This window comes from Bradyrhizobium sp. CCBAU 25360, from assembly GCF_028128695.1.
Taxonomy (GTDB): domain Bacteria; phylum Pseudomonadota; class Alphaproteobacteria; order Rhizobiales; family Xanthobacteraceae; genus Bradyrhizobium; species Bradyrhizobium ottawaense.
Window position 1 is genome coordinate 344,753 of the sequence record NZ_LBJA01000040.1, and the last position, 26,719, is coordinate 371,471.

Sequence of the window (26,719 nt, forward strand, 5' to 3'; positions counted from 1 at the left end):
CGGACTAGGCCATAGAAGTCCTTAGGGGGTCAATGGGTTGCCGCAGTTTGGAACTTTGCCGGGGCCTCCGCATAACTACGAAGGTCGGCGTTGGGGTGTGATTAAGGGGTCAATGCCAATTTGCGGCCCGACGAGACCGCATGAGTGCGATGGATTCCAGCTTCGACGAGCCCGATTACGACTATGCCGCGTCCATTGCCGGACGGGCGATGCGGAGCATGGCCGAACAGCGGATTGCGCCGACCCCGGCCAATTTTGCCGTCTGGTTCCTGTATTTCGGGGACGGCCATGAGGATCTGCGCAACGCGATCGATCTTCTGATCGACCACAATCGTCCTTTCGACGCCCGAACCAATCAGGACCTGTTCAAGACCTATGTCGCGCCCCAGGTGAGTGCCGCCGTGGTCGACACGTCCGAGCGGCTGCAGGCGCTCATGGGGGCCGCGAAGGAGTTTCTGGCGACCGCGATCGCCGACAATCATTCGCAGATGCAGGTCATCAGCGAGGTGGCGGACCAGGGCAAGGCCGGCGTCGATCCGAAGGCGCTGGTTGCCCAGCTCATGAACGAGCTGGCGCGGGCCGCCACACGGGCGACACGGCTGGAAGCCGGCTTTGCGGAAAAGACCCGCGAGCTCGACGTGATCCGCGATTCGCTATCGAGGTCCGAGGAGCGCGCCCGGACCGACACGCTGACCGGCCTCGCAAACCGGCGGGCGCTCGACGAATTCCTGCGCAAGGCGCAGGCGACTGCCGCGTGGGGCGAGCCGCTCAGCGTGCTGATGCTCGACATCGACCACTTCAAGACTTTCAACGACAATTTCGGCCACGGCGTCGGCGACCAGGTGCTGCGCCTGTTGGCGAAGGTGCTGCGCGAAAAGGTTCGCGAGCAGGACCTGCCGGCCCGCTATGGCGGCGAGGAGCTGATCGCGGTGCTGCCGGATGCCGATCTCGCCACCTGTGCCGAGATCGCCGACCGGATCAGGCACGCGCTCGCCGAGTGCACGATCACCCGCCGCTCCACCGGCGAGGTTCTGCCCAGCATCAGCGTGTCGATCGGCGTGGCGCAGTACCGGGCCGGCGAAGCGATCACCGATCTCGTCGAGCGCTGCGATCGCGCGCTCTATCTCGCCAAGAGCAGCGGCCGCAATCGCGTGGTGACGGAGACCGAGCTCGATCGCGCCGGAGTTGCGGGATAGCCTGTTGAGGGGTGGAGACGACGACGTTGGTCGTGGCTGACGATCAGCCCGCCATCATCATTTCGGTGGCGCCGGTCTCGATCGCCTGCACGCCGTGCTCGACGACATTGTTGCGGCCGCGGTGTTTTGCGGCGTAGAGCGCGGCGTCGGCGGCTTCGATCAGGTCGCCGGGACGCAAGGCCTCGTTCGGCTTCGTCGCGGCAACGCCGATCGAGACGGTAACGATCATGTGGGCTGAGGTGATGTGCGGCAGGCACAGCTTCAGCACGGCCGCGCGGGCCAGCTCGCCGATTTCCACGGCGCGGTTCACATCGGTGTTCGGCAGCAGCAGGCAGAATTCCTCGCCGCCATAGCGCGCCGCAAAGCCCATCGTGTCGGCGGCGATGCCGGACAGCGACTCGCCGAGCCTGGTCAGGCAGGAATCGCCTTCGAGATGGCCATAGGTGTCGTTGAACAGCTTGAAATGGTCGACGTCGATCATCAGCAGCGCGAGGTCGCTGCCATATTGCTGCGCGCGCATCCACTCGAAGTCGAGCCGGCTCTGGAAGCCGCGACGGTTGGCGAGCCCCGACAGCATGTCGATCGAGGCCATCACCGTCAGCCGGTCGTTGCTCGCTATCAGCTCGCGCTCGCGCTGGCTCAGCTGCGCCGCCATCGCGTTGAACGCGCGGGCGAGCGGCACGAACTCGGCCGGCAGGCGATTGCGCGCCGCGCGGGCCGACAGATCGCCTTCGCCGAGACGCTTGGCCATGTCGACGAGCATCTCGATCGGCTTGATGACGAGCTTTTCGGCGGCGATCAGCGCGCCGAGCAGGACGAACACGACGACGAAAGCGAGCTGGAGATAGGCGGTGCGGATGTCGCGGTTGACCGCCGCGGACACCTTGTCTTCGTCGATGCTGGCGATCAGGCGGGCGTTGGTGCCGGAGATCCGGATGTAGCTGACGGCGCGGCGCGAGCCGTCGGCGGCGAGGAAAGACAGTGAGCCTTCATCCTGGTCGGAACGCAGCGCCCTGTCGGCGATCGCCGACATCAGCGGCATGTTGTCGAGCGGACGGCCGACTGCGCTGTGCTGATCGGCCGGAGCGGCCAGCACGGTGCCTGCGCTGTCCACCAGCACGGCGGTGATGCCGGCGCGGCCGCCCAGATTGCTCATGACCTTCGACATCCAGTCGAGATTGACCGTGGCAAGGACGACGGCATCGGAGACGCCGCTGAAGGCGGACACCGGATAAACCGCCATCACCGTGGGCGTCGCTATCGGCCGCGACAGGATGAAATCGCTCAGCACGAAGCGGCCGCTCGTTTGGGCCTGCTGAAAGTAGGGCCGGTCGCTCAGGTCGAGGCCGACATACATGTTGTTCGTCGCGCACTGGATGCGCCCGTCTACGCCCGCGATCAAAAGCGTGCGGATCCAGGGCAGGTTCGACGGCAGGCTCGCGCGCAGCACGTCGCAGCTCTTGCTGACGCCGCCGGCAGAGGCGCGAATAAAGGCCTCCGATTTCAGGATGGTCTCGACCGACGAGATCACCTCGCGCTGCGCATCGGCGCTGTGTCGCGCCACGGTGGTGAATTCAACCGTGGCCTGCGCGATCTGCCGGGTGCGGGTATCTTCGAGCGAACGGATGCGCTCGAGCATCAAGGGCGCCACCAGAATCACCGCGAGCAATGCAAGCCGCGCCCGGATTCCGAGAACCTGCTTGAGTTTCGCTCGTTTGCGGTTGAGACTGATTCTTGCCATCTTCGCTACCCACCCCGTTGGCCAAGGTAAAGCGAAGGGTTCAAAAACTCTTTCTTGAACTCGGTAAAATTGGACTTACCTCGGTCAGGATCACAGCCAAGCGACGTCATGACAGAAGCCAACGCCGCGCCGGTAACCGGCCATTCACCAAACGCGCTCGCCGCGGTCGAAGCCGAAATCGCCCGCGCCTGCAAGGATGCGCGACGCGATCGCGCCTCCGTGACGCTGATCGCGGTGTCCAAGACTTTCGCCGCAGATGCAATTACCCCGGTTATCGACGCCGGACAGCGCGTATTCGGCGAGAATCGGGTGCAGGAGGCCAAAGGCAAGTGGCCTGCGTTAACGTCTGTTTACTCGGGCATCGCGCTGCATCTGATCGGACCGCTGCAATCCAACAAGGCGAAAGAGGCGGTCGCGCTGTTCGACGCGATCCATTCGGTCGACCGTCCGAGCATTTGCCAGGCGTTAGCCAAGGAAATCGAATCCCAGAACAAGCACCCGCAACTCTTCGTCCAGATCAACACCGGCGAGGAGCCGCAGAAGGCCGGCATCGCGCCCGGCGAGGCCGACGCCTTCCTCGCCAGCTGCCGCGACACCTATGGGCTGACGATCTCCGGATTGATGTGCATCCCGCCGGTCGACGAGCCGCCGGCGGCGCATTTCGCGCTGACCGCCAAGATCGCCGCGCGCAACGGCTTGACGAATCTCTCGATGGGCATGAGCGCGGATTTCGCCAATGCCATCATGCTGGGTGCCACACATGTACGCGTGGGCAGCGCGATCTTCGGGCACAGGTAGTTGTTGTCGTCCCTGCGAACGCATGCGTTCGCAGGGACGACCATGAGGCTACTTACACAAACCCCACTGACACCTTCCCCAGCACGCCAAAGTCCGCCGCGAAATGATCGCCGGCCTCGATCGGCAGCGGCGGATGGCACGTGCCTGTGGTCACCACCTCCCCCGCCCGCAAGGTCAGTCCAAGCCCGCGCAGCTCATTGGCGAGCCAGGCGAGCGCGGCGCGGGGGTCGCCGAGCACGTTCTTACCGTGGCCGACACAGCGCTCGCCGCGCAGCGTGATCTGGGGCCGCTCCTCGACGAGATCCATCGCACGCCAGTTCGCAGTCGTCGCCGCGCCCAGCACGAACAGATGCGCGCAGGCATTGTCGGCGATCAGCTGCGCCTCGCCCGCTCCAGCGAAATCGGCAAAGCGCGAATCGGGAATCTCGATCGCAGGATGGAAGGTGTCGACCGCGGCGAGCACCTCATCGACGCTGTAGGGCGTTGCACGCGGCGCCAGATCGCGTCCCATGCGGAAGGCGAATTCAGGTTCGCCGACGCGCATCTCGTTGCCCTTCATCGACGCAGTCCCGCCATCGGCAATCACGGTGTCGCTCATGATGCGACCGGCGAGCGGTCCCGTGACATTGATGTGCTTCTGTCCTGATACGCTCGTGGCCGCGATCTTCCAGCCGAACAATGTCCCGCGCGACAATGTTTCGAGCCCGGCCTGGATGGCGTAGCCCTCCGTGCGGCTCTGTGGCCGCAACCGCGGCTCCAGCGCGTCAAGCTTGGTGCCGTCGCGCCAATGTTGAACGAGCACGCGCGAGGCGGCTGCGATCTGATCCCTGTCGAGCATACGTCCTCACCCGATGATGATTCTTGTTCTTGGTCCCAATCGCCGCAGCAATTGCAGCATCGCAGATTTCGTCATGGAGACGCAGCCCGCGGTCGGGCCGAAATTGTCGCGGGCCAGGTGCAAAAATACCGCGCTGCCGCGGCCGGCGACCCGCGGTCGCGTGTTGTGGTCGATTTCGATGATGAAGTCATAGAGATGGTCGGCACGCTTGAGCCGGTCACCGCCCTGCCCCTCGTCGAGCCGGATTCCCTGGTTGTAATGGCGATCCCTGGGGTCCTCGCACCAGGCGTCCTCTCCGGTGATGATCCGGGCCGGCAGGAAGCTCTGCGGACGGCTGTGTCGGTCGCCCCGCCACCACAAGCGCTTGGGACGGAAGCTGCCCCTGGGGGTGCCGCCGTCGCCCTCGCGCTTGTTGGCCAGGATGCCGCCCCGCCCCAGCGCAACCGGTATGGTCAGCGATCCCGCCGTCAGCCAGCCTCGGCGCGGATTCCCGGCCGCAGGCTTAACGCGGATCGCAGAGAGCGGTCCGGCGCTTCGATTCTTGGTGTAACCAACTGAAGCTGCTTTATTTTTCATGTGAACGTGCAATGTCGAATTCATTACAGGACATTCATCAAACCGGCCTGCTATTCTGAGTTAGAGTGCTTCCGGCTTGTGAATCGGTAACAGCCCACTACTTCAACACGAACAACAATAATAACGGCGACCCCTAAACTTCCCCTCACGGCTGGGTGCAGCATGGATGCGCGCCGAGCCGGACCCCAAAAGGATGACCCCCTATGGCCAATGCCCGCAAGATCCTGATCGTGGATGACGATACCGATCTGCGCGACACGTTGGTGGAGCAATTATCGCTACACGAAGAATTCGAAGCCTCCGCCGTCGATACCGGCGCCAAGGGCGCGAGCGCCGCCAAGGCCAATGCCCCCGATCTCGTGCTGATGGATGTCGGCCTGCCCGACACCGACGGCCGCGAGGTGGTCCGCTCCTTGCGCAAGGGCGGCTTCAAGGCCCCGATCATCATGCTGACCGGGCACGACACCGATTCCGATACGATTTTGGGGCTCGAATCCGGCGCCAACGACTATGTGGCAAAGCCCTTTCGTTTCGCCGTCCTGCTGGCCCGCATCCGCGCCCAGCTGCGCCAGCACGAGGCCAGCGAGGACGCGGTGTTCTCGGTCGGCCCCTACTCCTTCCGGCCCGGCTCCAAGATGCTCACCGCCGCCAATGCGCGCAAGGTGCGGCTGACGGAGAAGGAGACCGCCATCCTCCGCTTCCTCTACCGCGCCGGCCAGATGCCGGTTTCGCGCGAGACCCTGCTCCAGGAGGTCTGGGGTTATAATTCCGGCGTCACCACCCACACGCTGGAAACCCACATCTACCGCCTCCGCCAGAAGATCGAGAAGGATGCCGCCAACCCGGAAATCCTGGTCACGGAAGCCGGTGGCTACAAGCTGGTGCCGTGATACGCTCGAAGGGCGTGCGAATCGTTTTAGATCGCATGCCTTTGAGCCTCGGATCTGAATGTCAATTGACGACGACGTAGCGCTTCTCGAGCGTGTCCCGACATTGCGCCTGTTGGGAGACGCCTCGTTGCGCATGCTGGCGATCGGCTCCGAGCAGCGTAACTTCGTCCGCGGCGATACCCTGTTCAATCTCGGCGACGACGCCGATGCCGGCTTCGTGGTCCAGCGCGGCGCCTTCCGGGTCGATGACGGCGCCGGCGCCGAGATGATCGCCGGTCCCGGCGCGCTGATCGGCGAGCTCGCGCTGGTGGTGCCGATGAAGCGGCCGTCGAGCGCGATCGCGCTGGAGCACTCCTCCGTCATCCGCGTCGCACGCAGCCTGTTTCAGCGCGTGCTCGAAAGCGATCCGGCCGCGGCGGTTCGCCTGCGCGATGAGTTCGCGGTCCGCTCGAGCCAGATTGCCAGCGATATCCTGATGGCGGGTGCGAAGCTGACGTCGTAGCTTCCCGTCATTCCGGGCGCGCGACTTCGTCGCCCTGGAATGACAGACGCTACACCTCCAGCGTCACCGTGACAGGCACGTGGTCCGACGGCCGCTCCCAGCTCCGCGCATCGCGCAGAATCCTGAAATCGCTGACCGCATCCTTCAACGCGCGCGAGACCCAGATGTGATCGAGCCGGCGGCCGCGGTCGCCGACGGTCCAGTCGGCGGAGCGGTAGCTCCACCACGTATAGACTTTTTCCGACATCGGAATCCGCTCGCGTGCGACGTCGACCCATTCGCCGGCGGCTAGCGCGGCCTGCAGCTTTTCGGTTTCGATCGGCGTGTGCGAGACCACCTTCAGAAGCTGCTTGTGCGACCACACGTCGTTCTCGTGTGGGGCGACGTTGAGATCGCCGACCAGGATGTGGCGATCCTCGCCGCGCGGATGCAGCGGCTCGCACGCCTTCATCTCGTCGAGGAAGCGAAGCTTGTGGTCGAACTTCTCGTTCAGCGCGGGATCGGGAATGTCGCCGCCGGCGGGGACATAGAAATTATGCACCACCAGCGGCTTTGCGATACTGGCCTTCTCGCCGAACGATACGGAGATGTGACGCGAATCCAGCTTGTCGCAGAAGGTGCGGATATCAGTCGATTCGAACGGAATCTTCGAGACGATGGCGACGCCGTGATAGCCCTTCTGCCCGTTCAGCGCGACGTGCTCGTAGCCGAGCCGCCTGAAGCGCTTCAGCGGAAAGGCATCGTCGATGCACTTGGTCTCCTGCAGGCACAGCACGTCCGGCCGCGCGCTCTTGAGGAATTTCGCGACCAGATCGATGCGCAGCCGCACCGAATTGATGTTCCAGGTTGTCAGGGAAAAACGCATGGGAAATGCGTCTTAGCACGGATTAGTGCTGGGAAAATGCTTGTCCACAGCGAGCTCTCGTAGGGTGGGTTAGCCGAAGGCGTAACCCACCACGGTCTTTCACCGCGGTAGCAGAAGTGGTGGGTTACGCTGCGCTAACCCACCCTACGAGACCTATCCCGGTGCCGGGCCGTAATTGGTGAAATCGATCTTGAACATGCCGGGATCGAGCTTCTTGCTCGAGTCCAGATTGTAGACCGCGATCGTGGTGTCGTAGCCCTGCGGATCGGTGACGGTCCACTGCTTCAACTGGCCGTCCTTGGCGCCGAACATCAGCAGGAGGCGGCTGGTGCCGACCAGCGCCTGCTTCTCCTCGATGGTGACGCTGACGAAGACGTCGTCGGCTGAGACGCCAACGACATTGGTGTCCTTCATCAGGTCGATGCGATCCGACAGCAGGAAACGCAGCGGCGTCTGCGACAGCGGATAGACGTCCTGGGTCGCGAGCTTGCGGTCGCGCACCACCAGCGAGGATCCGTCTGCGACGATGTCGATCGGGCTCGGCGCGTCATATTCGAAGCGCACCTTGCCAGGTTTCTGGATGTAGAAATCGCCTTGCGTCTTGCTGCCGTCGGGACCGACCTGGACGAAATTCCCGACCAGCGTCGACAGCGACGACAAATAGGCACTGACCTTGGCCGCCTGCGCCTTCTGGTTGGCATCGAAGGTCTGGAAGATGCTGCTCGGCACGTTGCGGCGCGGATCCGGGATCACCGGATTCGGCGGCGTCTGAGTCGCTCCGGTGACTGCGGGCCCGCCGGGGGACGCTCCGCCGTCGCGGCCCTTCGGCGCGGGTTTCGGCACCGGGACGTTCTGCGCGAACGAGGACGCCGTCACCATAGCAGCGGTGACGAGAAGCACGCCGGCCACACGCGCGCTTCGCGCAGCGATGGTGGCAGCGAATCGAATGTCCGGATGTCTGATCAACGCGTCGTCCTAACGTGGCTGGGCGTCTTTTAGCGTGATTTCGGGCAAAAGCAGATAACGATTTCGCGTGAAATGATGTCTGGAGGCGGCTGCCTCACATATGGCTGTCTTCTTCCTCGACCAGAATCTCGCGCTTGCCGGCGTGGTTGGCGGGTCCGACGATGCCTTCCAGTTCCATGCGCTCCATCAAGGATGCGGCGCGGTTATAGCCGATCTGCAGGCGCCGCTGGATGTAGCTGGTCGAGGCCTTGCGGTCGCGTTTGACGATCGCAACGGCCTGCTGGAAGAGGTCGCCGCCGCCATCGCCACCCATGCCGGTGGCGTCGAACACCGCACCGTCCTCGTCCTCGGTGGGCTCTTCGGCCGTGACGGCCTCGAGATATTCCGGCTGGCCCTGCGTCTTGAGGTGACGCACCACCTTCTCGACTTCCTCGTCGGAGGCGAAGGGTCCGTGCACACGGCTGATGCGGCCGCCACCGGCCATGTAGAGCATGTCGCCCTGGCCGAGCAGCTGCTCGGCGCCCATCTCGCCCAAAATGGTGCGGCTGTCGATCTTGGACGTCACCTGGAAAGCGATGCGGGTCGGGAAGTTCGCCTTGATGGTGCCGGTGATGACGTCGACCGACGGACGCTGCGTCGCGAGGATCACGTGTAGGCCGGCGGCGCGCGCCATCTGCGCGAGGCGCTGCACCGCGCCTTCGATGTCCTTGCCGGCGACCATCATCAGGTCGGCCATTTCGTCGACGATGATGACGATGTAGGGTAGCGGGTCGAGCGAGAGCTTCTCTTCCTCGTAGATCGCCTTGCCGGTTTCCTTGTCGAAGCCGGTATGCACGGTGCGCGTCGGCTCTTCGCCCTTGGCCTTCAATTCGAGCAGGCGCGTGTTGTAGCCGTCGATGTTGCGCACACCGAGCTTGGCCATGTTCTTGTAGCGCTCTTCCATCTCGCGCACGGCCCATTTCAGCGCGACCACCGCCTTCTTCGGGTCGGTCACGACGGGCGTGAGCAGATGGGGAATGCCGTCATAGACGGAGAGTTCGAGCATCTTCGGATCGACCATGATCAGGCGGCACTGGTCCGGGCGCAGCCGGTAGACCAGGCTGAGGATCATGGTGTTGATGGCGACCGATTTGCCGGAGCCGGTGGTGCCGGCGATCAGCATGTGCGGCGTGCGCGCGAGGTCGATGATCACAGGATCGCCGCCGATGGTCTTGCCGAGGCAGAGCGGCAGCTTCGCCACCGTTTCGGTGGCTTCCTTGGCGATCAGCAGCTCGCGCAAATAGACCTTTTCGCGATGCGCGTTCGGCAGCTCGATGCCGATGGCGTTGCGGCCGGGCACCACGGCGACGCGCGCCGACAGCGCACTCATCGACCGCGCGATGTCGTCGGCGAGTCCGATCACGCGCGACGATTTGATGCCGGGCGCCGGCTCCAGCTCGTACAGCGTGACCACGGGGCCCGGATTGGCTTTGACGATTTCGCCGCGCACGCCAAAGTCCTGGAGCACGCCTTCGAGTGAACGGGAATTGGCTTCCAGCTCGGCCTTGCTGAGCGGCTGGCGATCGCCGGCCTTTGGCGCGGCCAGCACGGAGACGGACGGAAGCTCGAACTTGTCGGAGGATTTCTTGGCAGCAGCCTTCGGGGCAGCCTTCTTGCGCGGGGCGCGCGGGGCGGGCTCCTCCTCTTCCTCCTCGTCTTCTTCCTCTTCCTCGTGCTGATCCTCGTCGTCCTCGTCCTCGGACTGCGGCGAGATCGAGGGCGCGGCGCGGCCGCCGCCCAGATTCGGCTCTTGGCGGCTGAACGCCACGGCCTTGGTCTTCGGGCCGCTCGAGACCAGCGAGCGGTAAGCGGCACCACAGAGCCAGATCAGCCGCGCCTTCGTGCTCATCAGTGCATGGAACAGCCAGCCCAGCGACACAGAGCCCCGATCGTTCTCCTCGTCCTCGTCGAGCGGCTTGTCGTCGTCCTCGATCTCCGAGAGCTCGTCGTCGTGCTCGCGGGCGCCAAGACCGCATGCGATCAGGAAGGTCGCGGCCATCGCGGCAAACAGGATCGTGCCCAGCACCACGCGATAGATCGTGCCGGCCGGCCCGAAAATCACTGCGGGCGCGCGCACGAGCGCATCGCCGACCACGCCGCCGAGGCCGGTCGGCAGCGGCCATGCGCCGCCATGCGGCCAGCAGCTGACGAAGCCTGCCGCGATCACCGTGCAGAGAATCCAGGAGCCGAGCCGCAGCGCCTCGCGGTCGAATGCGCGGTGGGTCATCATGCGCCAGCCCCAGACCGCGACGGTCAGAACCAGCATGATGGCGCCGAGCCCGAGGATCTGCATCGCAAGGTCGGCGCCGATCGCGCCGGCATAACCGAGAATGTTGCGGATCGGCCTTGAGGTCGCGTGGCTCAGGCTGGGGTCCTGCACCGACCAGGTCATCAGCGCTGCCGAGGCAACGCCCGACAACGCGATCAGGCCGAAGCCGGTGAGCTCGCGCACGCGCCGAGCCAGCCCCTCGCGGATCGAGGGCGGCAGATGGCCGACCAGTGGAATGACACGTTCGATTGTCGACATGCTCATGGGCCCCACCTAACCCAGAGTCTCGACCAGCCGGTGCAACGCCTGCGCCGTGGTCTCGCCATCCTGCACCAGCGCCAGGCGAATGTAGCCTGCGCCGGGATTGAAGCCGTCGGGCTGCTGCCGCGCCAAAAAGCTGCCGGGCACCACGCGCACGCCTGCTTCCTTGAACAATTTCAGACACACCGACACGTCGTCACCGATCTCGGACGTGTTGAGCCAGACGCAAAAGCCGGCGTCGGGCCGTCGGTAGCCGTAGCGGTTACCGATGATCTGGTCGGCGAGATCGAACTTGATCCGGTAGAGCCTGCGGTTCTCCTCGACATGCGCCTCGTCGCCATAGGCAAAGGTCGCGACGTGCTGGAGCGGCACCGGCACCTGCGGCGCGGCGATGTTGCGCAGCTCCAGGAACATGCCGATGAACTTCTTGTCGCCGGCGGCGAAGCCGACGCGCAGGCCCGGAAGATTTGAGCGCTTCGACAACGACTGGAACGCAGCCACGCGGGTGAAATCGGGGCCGGCGCATTCGAGCGCACTGCCCGGTGCTTCGCGGGTGTAGATCTCCGAATAGCACTCGTCGCTGAGGATCATGAAGCCATAGCGATCGGCGAGGCTCTTCAGCCGCGTGAAGTAGTCACGCGAGGCGACCGAGCCCTGCGGATTGGCGGGCGAGGCCAGATAGAACGCCACCGTGCGTGCCAGCGTCGCCTCGTCGATGGCGTCGAGGTCAGGCAGGAAGCCGTTCTCGACGGTGGTCGGCAGATAGACCGGCTCGCAAGCTGCGGCACCCGCGCCGGCGCCATAGACCGGATAGAACGGATTCGGCATCAGGATCGCCGGTTTGCCGGGGCGCGGGCCGACATAGCGGACGGCCGCGATCGCGGCGAGGAACAGCCCTTCGCGGCTGCCATTGAGGACGAGAATCTCGCCCTTGGGGTCGAGCGGCCGCGGCAGCTTGAAGCGCGACGATAGCCAGCTGCTCGCGGCTTGGCGGAACGGCTCGGTGCCCTGGTTCATCGGGTAGCGGCCGAAATCGGCGATATGCTTGGCCAGCACCGGGCCGACGAAGTCAGGCACCGGATGCTGGGGCTCGCCGACCGCGAGCGAAATCAAGGGCTTGCCGGGTTGATGCGGCGCCAGCAGCTCGTTGAGCCGGACGAAGGGCGAGCGTTCGGTGTCTAGGCTTCCACCTTCCAGCGGCGCACGGGATGAAGCGGTCATGACCATTCTGGGCGCCAGCACTCTTGGAACAGCCGGTCGCGCGAAGGCACCGGCGGGAAGCGGTTCAGTTCACCATAGATAGGGCGAGGTTAAGACGCGATTAACCATCGGCCGCCGCCTCCGTCCAGAGCAGGAATAATGAGGCCGGATAACAACGGGATGCGAGGCCGCTCGGGGGGCGCGTGGCCGGGCTTGTCCCGGCCATCCACGGTCTGTTTGCTGCCGCGTCGAAGAACGTGGATGCCCGAGCCAAGCCCGGCCATGACGAGCTTCGCAAGTCGGGCGCCTCAATGCCCCGGAAGCTTCTCGAACGTTGCCATCCCCGCCGGGATCGCATGAAACTCCTGCATGTCGCAGGTGTAGATCGCCATCTGCGGCTGGAATTGCTTTGGCTCGTCCAGCGTGCCGACCTTCAGGATCGCGGCTGGCAGCCCGGGAGCCCTGGTCACCAGATGCGTGCCGCATTCGGCGCAGAATTCGCGCGTGACGGCGCGTTCGAGATCCTTGCGCGTGAACTGCTTGGGCTGCCCCAGGATGTAGCTGAAGCCGGCCACCGGCATCGCGATGAAGGTGTTGGGCGCGCCGCCCGAGATGTACTGGCACTCGCGGCAATGGCACTGGGCCTGCATCATCGGATCACCTTCGGCCACGTAGCGCACTTCGCCGCAATAGCATCCGCCTTCCAAACGCATGACGACCTCCCCGATTATTGTTTCTTGTGGTCGATATTTCTGCGCCGCCGGTGCGGAATGGCAATCCTTTTCTTCGCTGCGAAATCAAAGCACCCCGCCCAAAAAGAAAGGGGCTCCAACTTGCGCTGGAGCCCCTCAACGGTCAGGGCATTGCCGGGTATGTGCCCGAACCGTAGTTCTGAGCGCGATCTCCGGGGAGACCGCGCCCGGGAGGAGACTTACATGTTGTAGGCGCGCTCGGTGTGCTCGGTGATGTCGAGGCCTTCACGCTCGCTCTCGACGTTGGTCCGCAGGCCAACGATCACGTCGACGACCTTGTAGAGGATCGCCGAGCCGATGCCCGACCACACCAGCGTGGTGCCAACGCCCCAGAGCTGGGCGATCATCTGCGCCGCGAAGTCGTAGTCGCCGACCTTCGGCGGGATCGCGGTGTAGTCCATGACGCCAGCGCCACCGAGGGCGGGGTTGACGAGAATGCCGGTGCCGATGGCGCCGACGATGCCGCCGACGCAGTGCACGCCGAACACGTCGAGGCTGTCATCGTAGCCGAGCGCGTTCTTCACGACGGTGCAGAAGAACAGGCAGACTACGCCGACGATGAGGCCGAGGACGATCGCGCCCATGACGCCGGAGTAGCCGGCCGCAGGGGTGACCGCCACGAGGCCCGCGACCGCGCCGGAGATGACGCCGAGCACCGACGGGTGACCCTTGATGATCCACTCCGCGAACATCCACGACAGCGCGGCGGCTGCGGTGGCGACGAAGGAGTTGGTCATGGCGAGCGCAGCGCCGCCGTTGGCTTCCAGGTTGGAGCCGGCGTTGAAGCCGAACCAGCCGACCCAGAGCAGCGAGGCGCCGATCATCGACATGGTCAGCGAGTGCGGGGCCATCAGCTCCTTGCCGTAGCCGACGCGCTTGCCGATCAGGAGAGCGCCGATGAGGCCTGCGATGCCGGCGTTGATGTGCACCACGGTGCCGCCCGCGAAGTCGATCGCGCCCTTCTTGAAGATCCAGCCGGCGTCGGCGTTGAGCTCGTCGAGCTTGGCCTGCGCCGCGGTCTTCGCGGCCGCATCAGTGGCAGCAGCGAGCGCCTTGGCCGCATCCTGGATCAGGTCCGGACCCTGCCAGTACCAGACCATGTGCGCGATCGGGAAATAGATCAGCGTGACCCAGAGCGGGATGAACAGGGCGATCGCCGAGAACTTCATGCGCTCGGCGAAGGCGCCGACGATGAGGGCGGGCGTGATCGCCGCGAAGGTCATCTGGAAGCACACATAGATGAGCTCCGAGATGTTGGCGTCGACCGAGAAGGTCGCGGCCTTCGTATCGGTGGTGACGCCCATCATGAAGGCCTTGGAGAAGCCGCCGATGAAGTCGGAACCGCCGGTGAAGGTGAGGCTGTAGCCGTACACGGCCCAGATCACGGTGACGACGCAGACGGTGTAGAACACCTGCATCAGGACGGAGAGCATGTTCTTGGAGCGGACGAGACCGCCGTAGAACAGCGCGAGGCCGGGGATGGTCATCAACAGCACCAGCACTGTCGATGTCAGCATCCAGGCGTTGTCTCCCTTGTTGACCGTTGGCTCGGCGTAGGCTGCGGTCGCAGCGAACAGGCCGACTGCGAGAGCCGCCAATCCCGCGCCATAGGGACGCTTGAACGTCATATTATTCACTCCTGATTGGATAAAGGTTGAGCGCGAAATCAAAGGGCCGCGGCATCGGCCTCGCCGGTGCGGATGCGCACCGCGTGGTCGAGGTTGATGACGAAGATCTTGCCGTCGCCGATCTGTCCGGTTTTCGCGGCGGACGTGATGGCGTCGATGGTCTTGTCGACCTGGTCGGAGGCGACAGCGACCTCGATCTTGATCTTGGGCAGGAAGCTCACGGCATATTCGGCGCCGCGATAGATTTCCGTATGGCCCTTCTGGCGGCCATATCCCTTGACTTCCGTCACCGTGAGACCGTGAACGCCGATGGCGGTCAGGGCGTCACGGACTTCTTCCAGCTTGAATGGCTTGATAATCGCCATAACAATTTTCATGGGTCCTATCCCCGCTTGGGCCCGGTCCGGACGTGGCCGGGCGTTCTCGACTGGTTCGCCACGAGGGAGAAAGTTCACTACGCGGGCACAGCCTGGACCCGTAGAATCAAATGCCGTGCCAGATCGGGCGCGGTACCTAACGGACTATGAAAACGGGTGTTTTCGCGGTGGACGGGCATTGCTGTGCAGTGCGCTATTCCGTCGCGCCCAAAACGTGGTCAGGCCTGCTCAAAATGCGAGCATGACAGGCTGCCGACACAATATTGCTCATGCGTCGGGCAGCTTAGAGGTAATTACGTAGCGCCGCCGCCTATTGCAGGGCTTCGCCGTGCTGCGAAATATCGAGCCCCTCGAGCTCGTGCTCACGGGATACGCGCAAGGGCACGAACAGGCCGACCAGCTTGAGCAGGATGAAGCTCACGCCAGCCGACCAGACGAAGGTGACGGCGACGCCATAGAACTGGATCAGGAGCTGCTGCGGGTGGCCCTCCAGCAGGCCGGCGGTGCCGCCGATGGCGCTGGTTGCGAACACGCCGGCGAGCAGGGTCCCGGTCAGGCCGCCGATGCCGTGGACGCCGAACACGTCGAGCGAATCGTCATAGTTGAAGCGGTGCTTCAGCCAGGTGCAGGCCCAATAGCAGACCGCACCCGCAATGATGCCGATGACGATGCCGTGCCAGGGCGCCACGAATCCGGAGGCCGGCGTGATGGTGCCGAGCCCGGCCACCGCGCCGGAGATCATACCGAGCACGGAGGGCTTGCGCCGTGTCGACCATTCGATCGCGCCCCAGGTCAGCGCACCGGCGCAGGCGGCAAGATGGGTGGCGATGATCGCCATCACCGCGCGTGAATTGGCCGCGCCCGCCGAGCCGCCGTTGAAGCCGAACCAGCCGACCCACAACAGCCCGGTGCCCATCACCGCGAGCGAAAGATCGAACGGCGAGAGATTTTCGGAGCCGTAGCCGTGACGGCGCCCCATCACCTTGGCGGCGACGAGGCCGGCGGTGCCGGCCGACAGATGCACCACGAGGCCGCCGGCGAAATCCAAGACGCCCATGCTGTTGAGGAAGCCGCCGCCCCACACCCAGTGCGCCAGCGGAATGTAAACGAAGATGAACCAGGCGACGGAGAACAGGAGATAGGCGGAGAACCGCATCCGGTCTGCGACCGAGCCCGCGACCAGCGCCACCGTGATGATGGCAAACGTCATCTGGTACAGCATGAACAGTGCTTCCGGAATGGACTTCGCCGCCGGGTTGACGCTGTCCATGGTCATGCCGGCGAGAAACCAGCGGTCGAGCGTGCCGATCCACGGGCCGTCGCCGACGAAGCACAGCGAATAGCCGAACGCGACCCAGAGAATGGAGATGATCGTCACCGCGGCGAGGCTTTGCGCCATGGTGGCGAGCACGTTCTTCTTGCGCACCATGCCGGAATAGAACAGCGCGAGCCCCGGGATCGTCATCATCAGCACCAGCGCGGTGGCGACGATCATCCAGGCGGTGTCAGCGGTGTTGATCTCAGAGGCCGCCGCTTGCGCCGGCGCGGCCATGACCAGCGCAAGTCCGATCGGCGCAGCCATGGCAGCTGCGCGGCGCAAATATCCCGCCATGTCGTTCCCCCAGCATAGAAATACGTCGCACGCTGTGGCGTCGTTGCCCGGCGCGATCGAAGAAGGTGTATCAGGGCGTTTTCGAGCGAAGCGGATACCGGTTCGCGCCAGGAAAACGCGTCAAAACAAAAATCTAGAGCGCGTCGCTGTCGGTTTCGCCGGTACGGATGCGCAGCGCGTGGTCGATCGGCGTGACGAAGATCTTGCCGTCGCCGATCTGCCCGGTGCGCGCGGTCGAGGTGATCACGGCGACCGCCTTGTCGGCGACGTCGGAGGCGACCGCGATCTCGATGCGCAGCTTCGGGAGGAAGTTCACGACATATTCGGCGCCGCGATAGATCTCGGTGTGGCCCTTCTGCCGGCCATAACCCTTCACCTCGGTCACGGTCATGCCGTGGACGCCGATCGCCGTCAGGGCCTGGCGGACCTCATCGAGCTTGAAGGGTTTGATGATCGCGACGACGAGTTTCATGGTCAGGCCTATTCCCCGGGATGCGCCGCGCCGTATGTCCCCGGCGCAGCGTCAATCTGGCATCTTTCCGGGCAAATGGCATAAAAAAGTTGCAGACTGAAGCGGAAAAACGTCTGGCCATGTGAACGGCCGCCTCTGTACAGGGCAGCCGTTCATCCTTCACAATGCATTTTTGGCATGGATGCGGTGAACCCAAGCGTCCCGGCCGGTACAAACGTATGTTTGAGGGGGACGCTTCATGGCGAGTTGGTTCTACGCATCCGAGGGCAAGCAGCAGGGGCCCTTTCCGGAAGGGCAATTCCGCGATCTCGTCGCCCAGGGCGTCGTGCGCCCGGATACGCTGGTATGGTCCGAGGGCATGGCCGGCTGGCAGAAGGCTGTCGAAATTCCCAGCCTGATCGGCGGCGGCGGTGCGCCCCCGGTGATCCCGGCCGGCGGCCCGCCGATGATGGGCTCCGGTGGCTATGCCGGCGGCGGAGGCGGAGGGTCGCTGTCGGTCGATTTCAGCATTCTCGAGTTCACCTGGCGCACGCTCGTGCTCGTGATCGGCTCGTGCTTCGTGATCCCGGTGCCGTGGCTGTTCGTCTGGTACACGAAATGGATCGTGCCCTGCATCAAGGTTCCCGGACGGCCCAATCTCAGCTTCACAGGCAACGCGATGACGCTGGTGCCCTGGTTCTTCGGCTTCATCGTTTTGGCGATCGCGCTCGGCTTCGTCGGCAGCCAGCTGCTCTCCAATCTGCTGTTCATCGTCCAGATCGTGCTCTACTGGCTGCTGATCAAATGGATGATCGCAAACCTTGCTTCCAACGGGCAGCCGCTCGCTCTCAGCTTTACCGGTTCGGTCTGGGCCTATATCGGCTGGAACCTGCTGTTTGCGATCTCCATCATCACCATCATCGGCTGGGCCTGGGTTGCCGCGGCCCAGATGCGCTGGTTCTGCCGCAGCATCGAAGGCACGCGGCGCGAGATCGTGTTCAAGGGCAGCGGTCTCGACATCCTCTGGCGCGGCATCGTGGCTGCGATCCTGTGCAGCCTGATCATCCCGATTCCGTGGGTGTATCGCTGGATCATGAACTGGTTCGCGTCGCAGACCGAGCTCGCTCCGCGGGGCGCGCAGTCGCGCATGTAACGGCTGCTGGCTTTCGGTAGCGAGCAGCCAGGATGTCCAATCGAATCTGGTTTCACGCATCTGAAGGCCAGCAGAAGGGTCCGTTTCCGGAGGCGCAGTTTCGCGATCTGATCGCGCGGGGAATCGTGCGATCGGATACGCTGGTCTGGGCCGAGGGGATGACCGGCTGGCAGAAGGCCGGCGCGGTCCCCGGTCTCGTGCCCGGCGCATCACCGGCGGTGGCTTCGAGCGGCGACGCGCGAGGCCGGCTGTCGGTGGACCTGCCGCTGTGGCCGTTCCTGGGATGGTGCATCCTGCTGGTGGTCGGCAACGCCGTCGTGGTGCCGGCTCCCTGGATCGCCACCGGCTACTACCGCTGGCTCTTCCCGCGCGTCCACGTTCCGCAGCGGCCGAACATCGGCTTCACCGGACAGGTCGGCGATATCTGGTACGTCTTCGTCGCGCTTGCGCTGGCGGGCTATGTGGGTCTCGTCCACGACCTCTTTCAGCTTGCGACGATTCCGCTCCAGGCCTTCCTGTCCTGGATGGTCATGCGCTGGGTGATTGCCAATCTCAGCTCGAACGGTCAGCCGATTCCGATGACGTTCGACGGGAGCCCCTGGGCCTTCATCGGCTGGCAGCTCCTGATGTTCCTCGCCATGTTCACGATCATCGGCTGGGCCTGGGTCATGGCCGCATGGATGCGCTGGATTTGCCGAAACATCGCGGGAACGCGGCGCGAGATGATATTCGTCGGCACGGGCCTTCAGCTATTGTGGCGAACCCTCGCATTCGGCTTCGGCTGCCTTCTGATCATTCCGATTCCGTGGCTGCTGCGCTGGTACTTCACGTGGACCATGGCGCAGTTCGAGCTCGTCGAGCGCGCGAGGGCAACGGCTTAGGATTTGCGTTCGCGCACGGAGCCTTCCTGCGCGACGGAGGCGACCAGCGTACCGTCCGGCTTGAAGATCGAGCCGCGGGTCAGGCCGCGGCCGCCGCGCGCGCTCGGCGAATCCTGTGCGTAGAGCAGCCACTCGTCGGCGCGGAACGGGCGATGAAACCACATCGCATGGTCGAGGCTGGCGGGCATCATGCGCTTGTCGAACAGCGTGCGGCCATAGCGTGCCATGATCGCGTCCAGCAGCGAGAAGTCCGAGGCGTAGGCGAGCGCGCACATGTGTAGCGCTGGATCGTCGGGCAGCTTCGCGGCGGTCTTGATCCAGACGTGAATGCGGCCGTCGTCGATCTTCTGGCCGAAATAGCGACCGAGCTCGACCGGGCGCAACTCGATCGGACGATCGGATTCATAGTAGCGGCGGATGAACTCCGGCATCTCCTTGAACATCGGCTGCTTCGCCACCTCCTCCGCCGTGAGCTTCTCCGGCGGCGGCACGTCGGGCATCTTGTCCTGATGGTCGAACGCACTCTCCTCTTCGGCGTGGAACGACACCATGATCGAGAAGATCGCGTTGCCGTGCTGGATCGCGGTGACGCGGCGGGTCGAATAGCTCTTGCCGTCGCGCAGGCGTTCGACCTGGTAGATGATCGGGATCTGCGGATCGCCCGGCAGGACGAAATAGCAGTGCAGCGAATGCGGCAGCCGGCCCTCGACCGTGCGGCAGGCCGCGACCATCGCCTGCCCGATCACCTGGCCGCCGAACACCCGCTGCCAGCTGGTCTTCGGGCTGTTGCCGCGGAACAGATTCACCTCGAGTTGCTCGAGATCGAGGATCGAAATGAGGTCGATCAGGCTTTTGGACATGGAGTGAGCTTTCTCGCCGTCGTTCCGGGGCGGATGCTCCGGAATGACACAATGGGGCCGTTCCGCCCTTGTTTCACCGCACTGTTTCGCCCACCTCAAGTCTGCTAGCAAGACCAGGATTTGATCGGGAATTTGGGTATGTCGGTACAGGGTAGCATTGTCATTGGTGGCGGCGCGTTTGCAGGGCTTGCGCTAGCCCTGGCGCTGCGACAGGGGCTCGGGCCCGAGATTCCCGTCATCGTCGCCGATCCCGCGCTCGCCACCCGGCCAAGCCGCGACCCCCGCGCCACCGCCATTGTGGCCGCCTGCCGCCGCCTGTTCGAGGCGATCGGCGCCTGGGACGACGTCAGGAGCGAAACGCAGCCGATCCTCGACATGGTCGTCACCGATTCCAAGCTGGAGGATGCCACCCGTCCGGTCTTCCTCAATTTTGCCGGCGATGTCGCGCCGGGCGAGCCCTTCGCGCATATGGTCGAGAACCGCCGCCTGATCGATGCGCTGGTGGTGCGTGCCGAGGCCGAGGGCATCGATCTGCGCGCCACCACGGTCGCATCCTACGATGCGCGCACCGAGGGCATCGACGTGACGCTCGGGGACGGCAGCGTCATCGCGGCCAGCCTGCTGGTTGCCGCCGATGGCGCAAGGTCAAAGCTGCGCGAGCGCGCCGGCATCGCCACCCATGGCTGGGAGTATGACCAATCCGGCATCGTCGTCACGGTCGGCCATGAGCGCGATCACGAGGGCCGCGCCGAAGAGCATTTTTTGCCGGCGGGCCCGTTCGCGATCCTGCCGCTGTCGGGAAAACGCTCGTCGCTGGTATGGACCGAGCGGCGAGCTGAGGCCGCGCGGATCATTGCTCTCAGCGACGAAGAGTTTCACGCCGAGTTCGAGCAGCGTTTTGGCCTGCATCTCGGCGAAGTGAAGGCGCTCGACAAGCCGCGCGCCTTTCCGCTGTCCTATTTCGTCGCGCGCTCCTTCATCGCCACCCGCCTCGCGCTGGTCGGCGATGCCGCCCATGTCATCCACCCCATTGCGGGCCAGGGCCTCAACATGGGCCTGAAGGATGTCGCGGCGCTGGCCGAGGTCGTGGTCGATGCCGCGCGGCTCGGCATGGATCTCGGCGCCGCCGACGTGCTCGAGCGCTACCAACGCTGGCGCCGTTTCGACACCATGGCGATGGGCGTTGCCACCAACTCGCTGAACTTCCTGTTCTCCAACCAGTCGACGCTGCTGCGCACCGTCCGCGACATCGGCCTCGGCCTCGTCGATCGCGCCCCGCCGCTGAAGAACCTCTTCATCCGCCAGGCCGCGGGATTGACGGGCGAGGTGCCGCGGCTGCTGAAGGGCGAGGCGTTGTAAGGGGCGCTGGCGCTAATCTCCGCTGTCGTCCCGGACAAGCGAAGCGCAGATCCGGGACCCATAACCACAGGGAGTGGTTTGGCGAAGACTCGGAGTTGTCACTTCGCTCCGCAACCGCTCTCTGTGGTTATGGGTCCCCGCGTTCGCGAGGACGACACCGAGTGTGTCGCGCGGTCATCGCGCAACAACGGGCTACCCGACCATCATCAATCGATCTTGCGCGCCTCTTCCGGCAGCATGATCGGGATGCCGTCACGGATCGGATAAGCCAGCTTGGCGCTGCGCGAGATCAGCTCCTGCTTTGCAGAATCGAACTCCAGCGGGCCCTTGGTCAGCGGGCAGACGAGAATTTCCAGCAGTTTGGGATCGACGCTGGCTTCAGGACGTTCGGTGGACGCGTTCATTGGAGTCTCCGGCAATCGGTAGCCTCTAGCACAGAAATCCGCGCCCGCCCATCGCGGCTGCCAAAGCGTTTTCCCGCGCAGTAGGTTACCGGTTGCGCAAAGAAAACGCGTCAAGATAAGAAATCTACGCGGAGACCATCGTCAAGACCTCGTCGAGCAGGGACTGCAGCCGTGCTGCCGGCACCGGCGCGCCTGACAGGGCGAAGCCGAGGAATGTCCAATACAGGATCTGCGCCCGGGCCTGCGCAGTTGCCGGGGTGAGCCCGCGTTTTTCCAGCAGCCCCTCGATATAGTCGAGCCGGCGGCGGTCGATCGCGCGCACGGCCCCTTGCGCGGCCGCATCGAAGGCCGCCCAATTGCGCACCGCGCGTTCGAGCTCGAGCCGCGCACCGAACGACCTCCGTAGCAGCGCCTTGAGCGGGTCGTCGCCGGCGGCTTCGACGTCGGCGATGATCTGCTCGGCCGCGATCTCGCGCCAGCGCTTCAGCACGGTGGCCTGGAATGCGCCGAGATCGGCGAAATGCCAATAGAAGCTGCCGCGCGACACGCCCATGGATTTTGCCAGCGGATCGGCCTTGAGCGCGGTGAAGCCGCTTTTGGCGAGCGCCTTGAGACCTTCCTTGATCCAGTCGTCGGCGGAGAGCTGTTCGGTCATGTCGGTTCCCGGAGGCAAACCATACACTAGTGTATTGACAAGCCGCAGGCCAGCGCCTATCCCACCATACAGAACTGTATGGAGAGATGATGATGCGTGATCTCCTGCTGCAATGTGCCGGCCTTGCCACCATCGCCGTAGCCCTCATTCATGGCGTCCTCGGCGAGACCAAGGTCTTCGCCCGTGCCCGCATCGAGCCGGAACGGCTCCGCACCCTGATCCGCCTGGTCTGGCAGACTTCGACCGTGGCGTGGATCGGCGGCGGCGTGTTGCTGCTCGCGACTCCCTGGATGGCGTCCGAGTCGGCGCGGCACTGGATCGTCATCACGCTCGCCTGCGTGCTCGGCTTCGCCGCCTTCGCCAATGCCTGGGCCACGCGAGGCCGGCATTTCGGCTGGATGGCGCTCAGCGCCGTCGTGGCGATGACGGTCGCCGGCTACTGAGCGTCGACGAGCGACGCATGGATGCGTCCCGGCGGAGGCGAAAGCGGCATGGGCTTTGCCGTCAGCCAGGGCGTGCGCGGTCGTCTCCGCTGGGCGGACTGGCTGCAGCGCCACTCACCGGGCATGCGAAGTGCGGCCTAGCGCAATTGGCGAAGTCGGCCGTTCATCCCGGCCGTGAGGCGTAAGGCCGCAGCGCCACTGCGAATGCGGGCTGCCTGCGGACAGCACTGATCTTTTGCCGGTCGTTAGAAGAACTCTAAATCCAATTGGCCCCGTACCGGATTGACTTCACCATCACCTTTGCTTCCTTCAGTCCGGCTTCGCGGCTCGCGTAGCGCGCACGACAGAGGAGGAGACGTTCGTGAAGGTCATTCGTGTTGTTGCCATTGCACTGACGGTTGGAATGGGCATGGGGTCGGCCGCCATGGCCGACGGTTTCAAGGATTGCACCAAGCTCGACAAGGCGTCGTGGAAGCCGGCCAGCGAGGCCGAAGCCAAGGCCAAGGCACTCGGCTACGAGGTGCGGCGCTCCAAGATCGAAGGCTCCTGCTATGAGGTCTACGGCGTCAAGGAAGGCAAGCTTTACGAGCTGTTCTACAGCCCCGAAGATCTCAGCCTGAAGCACACGATCGCCAAGTAGACCGCGCGAATTGATCCGCGCAAAACAAGGCTTGAGGATGGTCTTCGCTTGATCGAAGAAGCGATGCCAAAAGCGCGCGGGGGGTCCGACCGGACCCCCGCGGATCGAACCGTTTCGCGGACGGTCGCGGTCTGGGACCTCCCGCTGCGCCTCTGGCATTGGGCACTCGCGGCTAGCGTTCTGGCCGCGTGGTTCACGCCCACCGTCTATGACCGAACTCACCGCATCGTCGGCTATGCGGTGCTCGGACTTCTCGTCTTTCGCCTGGTCTGGGGCTTCCTGGGAAGCCGCTATTCGCGCTTCCGGATGGTCGGCGTAAGGCTTCGGGCGGCGCCAAGCTATCTCTGGAATCTGCGCCGCGGCATCACCGGCCGCTACATCGGGCTCAATCCCGCCGGCACCTTGATGCTGGTGGCGCTGCTGGCTGCGCTCGCCGTCTCGACGATCACGGGAGCGATGTCGGTCACCACCACCTTCTTCGGCGTCTGGTGGGTCGAAGACACCCACCATTATTCATCGGATGCGGTCATCGTCCTGGTCGTGGTCCACGTCGTGGGCGTGGTGCTGATGGGGCTACTCCAGCGCGAGAGCCTGGTCCGCGCGATGATCACCGGACGCAAGCGCATCCGCGGCCATTCCTAAAAATATCGTTGCCGATCGATGCACGCGTCCTGCAGCCGGCACGGTCGCGGCATGGCCTCAGGCCGTTCGTCAGATCGAGTTGTACGAGTACCGTTAACATGCCGGTAAGCATGCAATCAGGCACGGCACAAAATTAACGTGAATGGCGGTTAGCCGATCCACCATCGATAACTATCGACGATGGAGCGCTGCTGGATGTTCCGCGTTTTCTCCTGCCTTGCGGTCGAGCACGATTGGCGGCTCGTTGTACTCGCTGGTCTGGTCTGCTTCGCTGCAAGTATTGTCGCGGTCAGCATCTTTCATCGTGCGATCGCGACGCGCGCAAGAACGCGGTGGATCTGGATCACGATTGCCGGCGCGGCCATCGGATACGGCATCTGGGCAACGCATTTCGTCGCGATGCTCGCCTACGAGCCGGGCGTTCCAACGGGCTACGGCATCGTGCCGACCGCGTTTTCTCTCGCTGCGGCAATGCTCCTGACCTCGGTCGGTTTCGGCGTTGCAGTCGGCACCTCCGGCCGGTGGCGCGCGATGGCAGGGGGCGTCATCATCGGCGGCGGCATTGCCAGCATGCACTATCTCGGGATGTGGGCACTTGAGGTGCCGGGTCGAGTCGTCTGGTCGGTGGACCTCGTGTTCGTCTCGATCATTTTAGGCATGTGTCTCGGCTGCGCCGCGCTGGCTGTCGCGCTCATGTACCAGGGCTACCGGGGCACCCTTGCGGCGGCAATCCTGCTGACACTCGCGATCGTATCGCATCATTTCACGGCCATGGGGGCGGTGCAGATCACGCCAGATCCAACGCGAGCGACGATGGATAGCCTTTCGCTTTCTCCGGCCCTCCTCGCGCTTGCTATCGCCGGTGTGGCGCTATCCGTGCTGGGAATGAGCCTGGTCGGCGTGCTGGCCGATCGTCGCCTGGCGACCCGGACCGCCAGGTTCGAGGAGATCATCAACCAGCTCTCGGTTGCCCGGCAGCAGCTCGAAGGCTCGCAGAACGAACTGCAGGACCAGAAGCTCAGGCTTGATACGGCCATCAACAACATGGTCGAGGCTCTCTGCATGTTCGATGCGGAGAGGCGACTTGTGGTCTGCAACGAGCGATATGCCCTGCTCTATCGGCTGCCACCGGAGCTGCTGCGAACGGGGACCCCGCACGCCGACATCATCAGGCATCGCGTCGTGACCGGCATTCTCAAGAGCGACACCAGCGAGGGCGCAGCCGAGCAGTTCCTGTCGAAATTGGCCGCGTTGCCGTTCGATGCAGTCTCGAGCAGAATCGACGAGTTCACGGATGGTCGGTTGATCTGCGTGACGCGACAGCCGATGGCCGGCGGCGGGTGGGTGGCCACGCATCTTGATGTCACCGAGCAACGCCGGTCCGAGGCCAGGATCGCTCATATGGCGCAACACGATGCGTTGACCGATCTGCCAAATCGCGTGCTGCTCAGGGAGCGGATGGAGCACGCCATTGCGGTTACGCGTAGCGGCGGCGTCGATCTGGCCGTGCTCATGCTCGATCTCGATCGCTTCAAGGAAGTCAACGACACGCTCGGACATCCGGCAGGCGATTCCCTGCTGCGCGCCGTTTCTGCGCGTCTGCGCGAGTGCACCACGGAAACCGCGCTGATCGCTCGACTAGGCGGCGACGAGTTCGCCGTGATCGACTACGTGACCAACCCGGCCGTCGAGGCCGCCACCCTCGCCGAGAACATCAGAAAGGCGCTCTGCGAACCCTTTGATCTCGGCGATCACCGGGTCACGGTGGGCACCAGCATCGGCATTGCCATCGCGCCGCGCGATGGCAGTGATTCCGACGGGCTCATGAAGAGCGCGGATCTCGCCCTCTACTCGGCCAAGAGTGGTGGACGTGGCGCATTCCGCTTCTTCGAGCCGGAACTGGACCAGCTCATGCATGCGCGACGCAACCTGGAGCGCGACATGCGGGATGCGCTTGCTGGCGGCGAATTCGAGCTGCACTACCAGCCATTCGTCAATACCGCGACCGGCGAGATCCGCGGTTTCGAAGCCTTGCTGCGCTGGCATCACCCGCGGCGTGGTCTGGTCTTGCCCGGCGAATTCATACCGCTCGCGGAGGAGGCCGGCTTGATCGTGCCGCTGGGAGAATGGATCTTGAGGACGGCCTGTGCGGAAGCCGCCAAATGGCCTGCCCATCTCAAGATCGCGATCAACCTGTCTCCCGCTCAATTCAGGAGCAAGGAGCTTGTTCCGGTCATTGTCGATGCACTGGCGAGCTCGGAAATTGCGCCACACCGGCTCGAGCTCGAGGTCACCGAGACGGTGATCATGCATGACAGCGAAGCCGTATTCGCAGCACTTGGTCAATTGCGCGAGCTCGGCGTGCGAATCGCCCTGGACGACTTCGGCACCGGCTATTCATCGCTGAGCTTTCTGCAGAGATTTCCGTTCGACAAAATCAAGGTCGACCGCAGCTTCGTCAGCGAACTGTCCAGCGCAAGGGCAGACGCGCACCATCTCGCGCGAGCAGTCGTTCGCTTCGCAGTCAGCCTCGGCAAGACGACGACCGCCGAAGGCGTCGAAACGAAGGAGCAACTGGACGTCCTCCGTGAAGAGGGATGCGTCGAAACGCAAGGCTACTACTTCGGTCGGCCGATGCCCGCATCCGCCATTGCGAAAATGTTGCGGCGAGGTGCCAAGCGAGGTGACAAGGCAGCCGTCTGCGCTGCGTGAGCACCCGCA

At 64.3% G+C, this 26,719-nt stretch carries 26 protein-coding genes; 11 read left to right on the forward strand and 15 right to left on the reverse strand.

Features of this window, described 5'->3' with window-relative positions; translation table 11 throughout:
- Positions 1-149: 149 nt before the first annotated feature.
- The gene (locus XH81_RS21105; protein WP_179879877.1) at positions 150-1,196 is read left to right on the forward strand and encodes a GGDEF domain-containing protein; all 1,047 of its coding nucleotides are present in this window, start codon (positions 150-152) and stop codon (positions 1,194-1,196) included.
- Between the two features lie 43 nt (positions 1,197-1,239).
- Here the strand turns inward: XH81_RS21105 and XH81_RS21110 are convergent, their stop codons facing one another.
- Positions 1,240-2,937: a diguanylate cyclase domain-containing protein gene (locus tag XH81_RS21110; RefSeq protein ID WP_028139367.1), complete on the reverse strand. Its 1,698-nt coding sequence runs from the start codon at positions 2,935-2,937 to the stop codon at positions 1,240-1,242.
- 108 nt (positions 2,938-3,045) lie between these two features.
- Here XH81_RS21110 and XH81_RS21115 point away from each other — a divergent pair, with 108 nt between their 5' ends.
- Entirely contained in the window at positions 3,046-3,735 is a 690-nt protein-coding gene (locus XH81_RS21115; protein WP_028139366.1) for a YggS family pyridoxal phosphate-dependent enzyme, read from the forward strand.
- A gap of 52 nt (positions 3,736-3,787) precedes the next feature.
- Here the strand turns inward: XH81_RS21115 and XH81_RS21120 are convergent, their stop codons facing one another.
- Positions 3,788-4,573: a 2-keto-4-pentenoate hydratase gene (locus XH81_RS21120; protein WP_097668239.1), complete on the reverse strand. Its 786-nt coding sequence runs from the start codon at positions 4,571-4,573 to the stop codon at positions 3,788-3,790.
- Positions 4,574-4,579: 6 nt separating this feature from the next.
- Positions 4,580-5,149: a L,D-transpeptidase family protein gene (locus tag XH81_RS21125; protein WP_028139364.1), complete on the reverse strand. Its 570-nt coding sequence runs from the start codon at positions 5,147-5,149 to the stop codon at positions 4,580-4,582.
- A 203-nt stretch (positions 5,150-5,352) separates the two neighbouring features.
- Here XH81_RS21125 and XH81_RS21130 point away from each other — a divergent pair, with 203 nt between their 5' ends.
- Entirely contained in the window at positions 5,353-6,039 is a 687-nt protein-coding gene (locus XH81_RS21130) for a response regulator transcription factor (protein ID WP_007598630.1), read from the forward strand.
- 58 nt (positions 6,040-6,097) lie between these two features.
- Positions 6,098-6,541, forward strand: coding sequence for a cyclic nucleotide-binding domain-containing protein (locus XH81_RS21135; RefSeq protein WP_018323556.1), 444 nt, complete (start codon positions 6,098-6,100; stop codon positions 6,539-6,541).
- A 49-nt stretch (positions 6,542-6,590) separates the two neighbouring features.
- Here the strand turns inward: XH81_RS21135 and xth are convergent, their stop codons facing one another.
- The 9 genes from xth to XH81_RS21180 form a co-directional block, all read right to left on the reverse strand.
- Positions 6,591-7,406 (reverse strand): exodeoxyribonuclease III, encoded by an 816-nt coding sequence (gene xth, locus XH81_RS21140; RefSeq protein WP_038974763.1) that lies wholly within the window; start codon positions 7,404-7,406, stop codon positions 6,591-6,593.
- 153 nt (positions 7,407-7,559) lie between these two features.
- The gene (locus XH81_RS21145; RefSeq protein ID WP_028139362.1) at positions 7,560-8,315 is read right to left on the reverse strand and encodes an outer membrane lipoprotein carrier protein LolA; all 756 of its coding nucleotides are present in this window, start codon (positions 8,313-8,315) and stop codon (positions 7,560-7,562) included.
- A gap of 151 nt (positions 8,316-8,466) precedes the next feature.
- Positions 8,467-10,944, reverse strand: a complete 2,478-nt coding sequence (locus tag XH81_RS21150) for a DNA translocase FtsK (RefSeq protein ID WP_028139361.1) — start codon at positions 10,942-10,944, stop codon at positions 8,467-8,469.
- Between the two features lie 9 nt (positions 10,945-10,953).
- Positions 10,954-12,168, reverse strand: coding sequence for an aminotransferase class I/II-fold pyridoxal phosphate-dependent enzyme (locus XH81_RS21155; protein ID WP_028139360.1), 1,215 nt, complete (start codon positions 12,166-12,168; stop codon positions 10,954-10,956).
- A gap of 281 nt (positions 12,169-12,449) precedes the next feature.
- Positions 12,450-12,854 (reverse strand): GFA family protein, encoded by a 405-nt coding sequence (locus tag XH81_RS21160; protein ID WP_028139359.1) that lies wholly within the window; start codon positions 12,852-12,854, stop codon positions 12,450-12,452.
- 218 nt (positions 12,855-13,072) lie between these two features.
- On the reverse strand, positions 13,073-14,521 hold the full coding sequence (locus XH81_RS21165; protein ID WP_028139358.1) for an ammonium transporter: 1,449 nt from the start codon (positions 14,519-14,521) through the stop codon (positions 13,073-13,075).
- Between the two features lie 38 nt (positions 14,522-14,559).
- On the reverse strand, positions 14,560-14,898 hold the full coding sequence (locus tag XH81_RS21170) for a P-II family nitrogen regulator (protein ID WP_008142813.1): 339 nt from the start codon (positions 14,896-14,898) through the stop codon (positions 14,560-14,562).
- A 310-nt stretch (positions 14,899-15,208) separates the two neighbouring features.
- Entirely contained in the window at positions 15,209-16,510 is a 1,302-nt protein-coding gene (locus tag XH81_RS21175) for an ammonium transporter (RefSeq protein ID WP_028139357.1), read from the reverse strand.
- Positions 16,511-16,643: 133 nt separating this feature from the next.
- Entirely contained in the window at positions 16,644-16,982 is a 339-nt protein-coding gene (locus XH81_RS21180; RefSeq protein ID WP_018323564.1) for a P-II family nitrogen regulator, read from the reverse strand.
- 238 nt (positions 16,983-17,220) lie between these two features.
- On the opposite strand from XH81_RS21180, the gene XH81_RS21185 reads away from it, so the two are divergent.
- A complete protein-coding gene (locus XH81_RS21185) occupies positions 17,221-18,114 on the forward strand; it encodes a DUF4339 domain-containing protein (protein ID WP_028139356.1) in 894 nt (297 codons plus the stop codon).
- A 32-nt stretch (positions 18,115-18,146) separates the two neighbouring features.
- Positions 18,147-18,995 (forward strand): DUF4339 domain-containing protein, encoded by an 849-nt coding sequence (locus tag XH81_RS21190; RefSeq protein ID WP_028139355.1) that lies wholly within the window; start codon positions 18,147-18,149, stop codon positions 18,993-18,995.
- Here the strand turns inward: XH81_RS21190 and tesB are convergent.
- The gene (tesB, locus tag XH81_RS21195; RefSeq protein WP_018323567.1) at positions 18,992-19,855 is read right to left on the reverse strand and encodes an acyl-CoA thioesterase II; all 864 of its coding nucleotides are present in this window, start codon (positions 19,853-19,855) and stop codon (positions 18,992-18,994) included. The two genes, XH81_RS21190 and tesB, sit on opposite strands and share 4 nt — an antisense overlap.
- A gap of 138 nt (positions 19,856-19,993) precedes the next feature.
- On the opposite strand from tesB, the gene XH81_RS21200 reads away from it, so the two are divergent.
- Positions 19,994-21,214, forward strand: a complete 1,221-nt coding sequence (locus XH81_RS21200) for a ubiquinone biosynthesis hydroxylase (protein WP_028139354.1) — start codon at positions 19,994-19,996, stop codon at positions 21,212-21,214.
- Positions 21,215-21,420: 206 nt separating this feature from the next.
- Here XH81_RS21200 and XH81_RS21205 read toward each other — a convergent pair whose 3' ends face one another.
- Positions 21,421-21,618 (reverse strand): Trm112 family protein, encoded by a 198-nt coding sequence (locus XH81_RS21205; protein WP_028139353.1) that lies wholly within the window; start codon positions 21,616-21,618, stop codon positions 21,421-21,423.
- A 124-nt stretch (positions 21,619-21,742) separates the two neighbouring features.
- On the reverse strand, positions 21,743-22,273 hold the full coding sequence (locus tag XH81_RS21210) for a TetR/AcrR family transcriptional regulator (protein ID WP_028139352.1): 531 nt from the start codon (positions 22,271-22,273) through the stop codon (positions 21,743-21,745).
- A 92-nt stretch (positions 22,274-22,365) separates the two neighbouring features.
- On the opposite strand from XH81_RS21210, the gene XH81_RS21215 reads away from it, so the two are divergent.
- The 4 genes from XH81_RS21215 to XH81_RS21230 all read left to right on the forward strand — a co-directional run bounded on the left by XH81_RS21215 (position 22,366) and on the right by XH81_RS21230 (position 26,710).
- Entirely contained in the window at positions 22,366-22,716 is a 351-nt protein-coding gene (locus tag XH81_RS21215; RefSeq protein ID WP_028139351.1) for a hypothetical protein, read from the forward strand.
- A 361-nt stretch (positions 22,717-23,077) separates the two neighbouring features.
- Entirely contained in the window at positions 23,078-23,356 is a 279-nt protein-coding gene (locus tag XH81_RS21220; protein ID WP_018323571.1) for a PepSY domain-containing protein, read from the forward strand.
- A 48-nt stretch (positions 23,357-23,404) separates the two neighbouring features.
- The gene (locus XH81_RS21225; protein ID WP_038973001.1) at positions 23,405-23,998 is read left to right on the forward strand and encodes a cytochrome b/b6 domain-containing protein; all 594 of its coding nucleotides are present in this window, start codon (positions 23,405-23,407) and stop codon (positions 23,996-23,998) included.
- A 195-nt stretch (positions 23,999-24,193) separates the two neighbouring features.
- Positions 24,194-26,710 (forward strand): EAL domain-containing protein, encoded by a 2,517-nt coding sequence (locus XH81_RS21230; RefSeq protein ID WP_028139349.1) that lies wholly within the window; start codon positions 24,194-24,196, stop codon positions 26,708-26,710.
- The last annotated feature ends 9 nt before the right edge of the window (positions 26,711-26,719 follow it).

Excerpts from the sequence above, each read along its gene's own strand:
- XH81_RS21105 (WP_179879877.1), top strand. The coding sequence starts at position 150 with ATGGATTCCAGCTTCGACGAGCCCGATTACGACTATGCCGCGTCCATT.
- XH81_RS21110 (WP_028139367.1), bottom strand. The coding sequence starts at position 2,937 with ATGGCAAGAATCAGTCTCAACCGCAAACGAGCGAAACTCAAGCAGGTT.
- XH81_RS21115 (WP_028139366.1), top strand. The coding sequence starts at position 3,046 with ATGACAGAAGCCAACGCCGCGCCGGTAACCGGCCATTCACCAAACGCG.
- XH81_RS21120 (WP_097668239.1), bottom strand. The coding sequence starts at position 4,573 with ATGCTCGACAGGGATCAGATCGCAGCCGCCTCGCGCGTGCTCGTTCAA.
- XH81_RS21125 (WP_028139364.1), bottom strand. The coding sequence starts at position 5,149 with ATGAAAAATAAAGCAGCTTCAGTTGGTTACACCAAGAATCGAAGCGCC.
- XH81_RS21130 (WP_007598630.1), top strand. The coding sequence starts at position 5,353 with ATGGCCAATGCCCGCAAGATCCTGATCGTGGATGACGATACCGATCTG.
- XH81_RS21135 (WP_018323556.1), top strand. The coding sequence starts at position 6,098 with ATGTCAATTGACGACGACGTAGCGCTTCTCGAGCGTGTCCCGACATTG.
- xth (WP_038974763.1), bottom strand. The coding sequence starts at position 7,406 with ATGCGTTTTTCCCTGACAACCTGGAACATCAATTCGGTGCGGCTGCGC.
- XH81_RS21150 (WP_028139361.1), bottom strand. The coding sequence starts at position 10,944 with ATGAGCATGTCGACAATCGAACGTGTCATTCCACTGGTCGGCCATCTG.
- XH81_RS21155 (WP_028139360.1), bottom strand. The coding sequence starts at position 12,168 with ATGGTCATGACCGCTTCATCCCGTGCGCCGCTGGAAGGTGGAAGCCTA.
- XH81_RS21160 (WP_028139359.1), bottom strand. The coding sequence starts at position 12,854 with ATGCGTTTGGAAGGCGGATGCTATTGCGGCGAAGTGCGCTACGTGGCC.
- XH81_RS21165 (WP_028139358.1), bottom strand. The coding sequence starts at position 14,521 with ATGACGTTCAAGCGTCCCTATGGCGCGGGATTGGCGGCTCTCGCAGTC.
- XH81_RS21170 (WP_008142813.1), bottom strand. The coding sequence starts at position 14,898 with ATGAAAATTGTTATGGCGATTATCAAGCCATTCAAGCTGGAAGAAGTC.
- XH81_RS21175 (WP_028139357.1), bottom strand. The coding sequence starts at position 16,510 with ATGGCGGGATATTTGCGCCGCGCAGCTGCCATGGCTGCGCCGATCGGA.
- XH81_RS21180 (WP_018323564.1), bottom strand. The coding sequence starts at position 16,982 with ATGAAACTCGTCGTCGCGATCATCAAACCCTTCAAGCTCGATGAGGTC.
- XH81_RS21185 (WP_028139356.1), top strand. The coding sequence starts at position 17,221 with ATGGCGAGTTGGTTCTACGCATCCGAGGGCAAGCAGCAGGGGCCCTTT.
- XH81_RS21190 (WP_028139355.1), top strand. The coding sequence starts at position 18,147 with ATGTCCAATCGAATCTGGTTTCACGCATCTGAAGGCCAGCAGAAGGGT.
- tesB (WP_018323567.1), bottom strand. The coding sequence starts at position 19,855 with ATGTCCAAAAGCCTGATCGACCTCATTTCGATCCTCGATCTCGAGCAA.
- XH81_RS21200 (WP_028139354.1), top strand. The coding sequence starts at position 19,994 with ATGTCGGTACAGGGTAGCATTGTCATTGGTGGCGGCGCGTTTGCAGGG.
- XH81_RS21205 (WP_028139353.1), bottom strand. The coding sequence starts at position 21,618 with ATGAACGCGTCCACCGAACGTCCTGAAGCCAGCGTCGATCCCAAACTG.
- XH81_RS21210 (WP_028139352.1), bottom strand. The coding sequence starts at position 22,273 with ATGACCGAACAGCTCTCCGCCGACGACTGGATCAAGGAAGGTCTCAAG.
- XH81_RS21215 (WP_028139351.1), top strand. The coding sequence starts at position 22,366 with ATGCGTGATCTCCTGCTGCAATGTGCCGGCCTTGCCACCATCGCCGTA.
- XH81_RS21230 (WP_028139349.1), top strand. The coding sequence starts at position 24,194 with ATGTTCCGCGTTTTCTCCTGCCTTGCGGTCGAGCACGATTGGCGGCTC.